This is a genomic window from Azoarcus sp. TTM-91 (genome assembly GCF_012911025.1).
Lineage (GTDB): Bacteria > Pseudomonadota > Gammaproteobacteria > Burkholderiales > Rhodocyclaceae > Azoarcus.
Window position 1 is genome coordinate 1 of the sequence record NZ_WUEI01000199.1, and the last position, 4528, is coordinate 4528.

Consider the following 4528-nt stretch of genomic DNA (forward strand, 5'->3'; position numbering starts at 1 on the left):
CCCTGATGCTGGCGCTGGCCACCGCCCTGCCGGCCGCCCCGCTATATGCCCAGCAGCCTCCTCAGCAGGTACGCAAGCACTACACCCTGGGCGCCGGCTCGCTGGAAGACGTGCTCACCCGCTACACCGCCGCCGCCGGCATCGCCCTCTCCTTCGACCCCGCGCTGGTCGCCGGCCTGCGCAGCCCCGGCCTGAACGGCAGCTACAGCGGGCCGGAAGGCCTGCACGAACTACTGCACGGCAGCGGGCTGGCGGCAGACGCACGCGGCGACGGCAGCTACACCTTGCGCAAGCTGCCGCCGCGCGCCGCAGCGGAAACCACGCTGGCGGCGGTCAAGGTCACCGCCGCAGCCAGCCCCGGCGCGGGCGCACTGCCCGAGGCCTATGCCGGCGGCCAGATCGCCCGCGGCGGCCGGGTGGGCATGCTGGGCAACCAGGATGTCTTCGACACCCCGTTCGCGATGAGCAGCTACACCGCCGAACTGATCGAGAACCAGCAGGCCCGCACCGTGGCCGACGTCATCGTCAACGACGCCTCCACCCGGCTGATGAACCCCAGCCAGGGCACCGGCGAAACCTTTTCCATCCGCGGCTTCAACACCGGCGGCAACGGCGCGGAGCTGTACGACGGCCTCGCCGGGCTGACTCACCGGCGGCGGTCCACGGTGGAGAACATGGAGCGGGTGGAAGTATTCAAGGGCGCCAACGCCCTCCTCACCGGCACCACCGGCAGCGTCGGCGGCGCGATCAACCTGGTACCGAAAAGGCCGGCGGACGGGCCGGTAACGCGGCTGACCACCAGCTATGAATTGCCCTCCCGCGCCAGCGTGCACGCCGACATCAGCCGCCGCTTCGGCCCCGCCGAACAGTTCGGCATCCGCTTCAACGGCCTCTATCGCGATGGCGAGGCCACCTTCGAGAACAACAAGGAAGAACTGGGAACGGGGAGTCTGGCGCTGGACTACCGCGGTGCCGGCATCCGCCTGAGCGCCGTGTTCGATCACGAGGAGCAGACGCGGGACGGCGGCAGCCAGCAGTTCTCCACCTCCGCCTCACCACGCGCCCCGGACACCAAGGACGCAATCCAGCAGCCCTGGGAAGAGAACAACTCGCGCTTCTCGCGCGGCCTGCTCCGGGCGGAGTACGACCTCAACGACGCCTGGATGCTGCAAGCCGCCTATGGCGCAAGCGCGTTCCGCGGCTCCTGGCTGCGCACCATCGGCAGCAACCTCACCCAGAACGGCAACTTCACCCAGGTCGCCCAGCAGCAGTCCGACGATTACCAGGCGAGCACGATCAACGCCGGCCTGCAGGGCAGATTCCAGACCGCCGCGGTGAGCCACAAGCTGGTCGTCGAGGCGACGACGAGTTCCACCGAGAGCGGCCGGCTGAGCGCCAACATTGCCGGCTATTCCGTCACCTCCAATCTGTACGACCCGGTGCGCACCGCCCGCCCGAGCTATGTTCCCATCACGAAGAACCCGCCCAAGACGGCCGAATCGACCAACGAATCGCTAGCCATCGCCGACACCCTGGGCCTGTGGGACGACCGCGTGCTGCTCACCGTGGGCGTGCGCAACCAGCGGGTGAAGTCCAAGAACTTCAGCGCCACCACCGGGGCCATCACCAGCCGCTATGACGAATCCGCCGTCACGCCGGCGCTGGGCGTGGCATTCCGGGCCAGCGCCACGCTGTCGCTCTATGGCAACTACATCGAGTCGCTCGAAGCCGGCCCCACCGCACCCAGCAGCGCCGCCAATGCGGGAGAAGTGTTCGCGCCGTCGAAAACCAAGCAGGTCGAGCTCGGCGCCAAGCTGGACTTCGGCCGTTTCGGGCTGACCACCGCGATCTTCGAGATCGAGCGCCCGAGTGGCCTCACCGACGCCTCCAACTACTACAACATGGACGGCCGCCAGCGTAACCGCGGGCTCGAACTGAGCCTGTTCGGCGAAGCCCTGCCCGAACTGCGCTTGCTGGGCGGCCTCACCTACATCGACAGCGAGATGATGAAGACCCAGAACGGCCAGTACGACGGCAAGACCGCCGTGGGCGTCCCGCGGCTGAGCGCAGTGCTGGGCTTCGAATGGGACGTCCCCTACGTGGACAAGCTCACCCTGACCGGCCGCGCCAACCACACCGGCCGCCAATACATCGCCAACGACAATAGCGGGACGATTCCGGCCTACACGCTGTACGGCATAGGCGCACGCTACAAAACCACTGTCCGCGGCCAGGCGCTGACCCTAAGGGCAAACATCGACAACCTCTTCGACAAGGACTACTGGACCACCTTCGCCGGCAGCCCGGGCATCCTGTATCTCGGCAGCCCGAGAAGGACCAGCATTTCGGTGTCGCTGGACCTCTGAACCTGGCGCGCCCCCGAAGGGCGGCGTCCCCGCCAGGGCCGCGCAGCGGGGCCCGCGACGCCCCGGCGACGATCCTCGTTTCCTCCTTCTGCGCTGCGGCCCAGTCTCACGGCCGCGCGCTCTGTCCAGCGCGTTCCCGCCCGCGCAAGATTGACGCTGGTCACCGGAATTACAATAATGAGAACCAATCTCACTAAGAACTCTCCATCCTTCCCGTAGCCAGCCAGCTCGTTCCGGGGCCAGCCAGCGCCGCACACGCCAGGATCGCACCGTGAACGCAGCCTCCTCCGACCCGCTCGCCCAGCTCTACCTCCACCACCACGGCTGGCTGCGTGGCTGGCTGCAGCGCAAGCTGGGCAATGCGGGGGATGCCGCCGACCTGGCGCAGGACACCTTCATCCGCCTGCTGTGCGCGCCGGAACACCTGGCCGAGCGCCAGACCGGCTGGCAGCTCCGCGAGCCGCGCGCCTACCTCACCGTGATCGCCAAGCGCCTGGTGGTGAACCTGCACCGCCGCCGCGCGCTGGAAACCGCCTACCTGGAAGCGCTGGCGCTGCTGCCGGAAGCGCAGGCGCCCTCGGCCGAGCGCCAGGCCATCCTCCTCGAAACCCTGCAGCAGCTGGACGCGGTGCTGGACGGGCTGGACGCCAAGGTGCGCGCCGCCTTCCTCATGGCCCAGCTGGAAGGCCTGGGCTACGCCGAGATCGCCCGCCGGCTGGCCATCAGCGAACGCACGGTGAAGCGCTACATGGTGCAAGCCATGGCGCGCTGCATCCTGCTCGCCGAAGAGAGCCAGACATGAGCGCCGCCGCCCCCCTGCTGGACGAACAGACCGCGCTCGCGGCCGCCGAGTGGTACTTCCTGCTCGGCTCCGGCGAAGCCTCCGAAGCCGAACGGCACGCCTGCCAGACCTGGCGGCAGAGCGATCCGCGCCACGAACTTGCCTGGCAGCGCGCCCAGCAGATCGGCCGCCACTTCGCCAGCCTGCCGCCGGAGCTGGCGCTGCCCAGCCTCAACCGCAACCGCCGCAACGCCCGCCGCGCCGCGGTGAAGGCGCTGGTGCTGCTGCTCACCGCGGCGCCCGCCGGCTGGCTGGCATGGCGCAGCGCGCCGGCGCGGGAATGGCTGGCCGAACACCGCACCGCCACCGGCGAACAGCGTCGACTGACGCTGGCCGACGGCACCCGCCTGCACCTGAACACCGCCACCGCGCTAGACGTGGAGTACGACGGCCAGCACCGCCTCATCCGCCTGCATGCCGGCGAGGTGCTGGTGGAAACCGCGCCGGACGGCGACGCCCACCGCCCCTTCTTCGTCACCACGCCGGACGGTTCCGCCCGCGCGTTGGGCACCCGCTTCATCGTCCGCCGCGAAACGGAAGGCAGCCTGGTCGCGGTACTGCAGGGCGCGGTGGAAATCCGCCCCGCCCGCGCGCCGGAACAGGCGCTGGTGCTGGCCGCCGGCCAGCAGGCCCGCTTCGACCGCCAGGCCACCGGCACCGCCGAGACCGCGGATGCACACGCCGACGACTGGTCGCGCGGCATCCTCTTCGTGCGCAACATGCGGCTGGCCGACTTCCTCGCCGAGCTGGACCGCTACCGCCCCGGCGTGCTGCGCTGCAATCCGGCGGTGGCCGGGCTCACCCTCTCCGGCGCCTTCCAGCTGGGCGACATCGAACAGGTGCTGGCCAGCCTCACCGAGAGCCTGCCGGTGGCGCTGCGCTACCGCAGCCGCTACTGGGTCAGCGTGGAGGCCCTGCCGGCGGCAGGCGGCTGAGGCCTGGGCAGGAACGCGCGCAGCCAGCCCTGCCCCCAGCGCTCGGTGGCCTCACCGGCGGGGTGCATGCCTCCCGGCCGACACCCGCCTGGGCCGGCCCACCGGCCGGCGTTCTCCCGCCCCAGCGGCGCAGAACCCCAGGCTGAACGACGGCGGCGCGCAAGCCCGCAGCAAGCCGGGGCCGCTCCCGCCCGGCCGCCGACTTGAAAACCCCGCGTCCCTGGCCCCTTTTTCCAGTTCGTTCGGCAAACCAGCAAACCTCTTCGTCACTGGATTCCCTGAAAGGAGTTTGCTGCATGCGCCGCCATCGCCCTGCCTCCGCGCCGCTTCCGAACCGCCCGCTGCTGCATCCGCTCGCCGCCGCCGTGCTCGGCCTCGCCAGCCTG

3 protein-coding genes are annotated in these 4528 nt (G+C 70.1%); all 3 read left to right on the forward strand.

The annotated features are described in order from the left end of the window. Positions 1 to 2366 (forward strand): TonB-dependent receptor (locus GRF61_RS23380; protein ID WP_169153016.1); only part of this gene is annotated, 2366 nt, incomplete at its 5' end. Between the two features lie 271 nt (positions 2367 to 2637). Then, positions 2638 to 3168 carry a sigma-70 family RNA polymerase sigma factor gene (locus tag GRF61_RS23385; protein WP_169153017.1) on the forward strand — a complete coding sequence of 177 codons (531 nt, stop codon included), beginning with the start codon at positions 2638 to 2640 and terminating at the stop codon, positions 3166 to 3168. Continuing rightward, a complete protein-coding gene (locus tag GRF61_RS23390; protein WP_169153018.1) occupies positions 3165 to 4142 on the forward strand; it encodes a FecR domain-containing protein in 978 nt (325 codons plus the stop codon). The genes GRF61_RS23385 and GRF61_RS23390 overlap by 4 nt, the downstream gene beginning before the upstream one ends. Positions 4143 to 4528 lie beyond the last annotated feature (386 nt).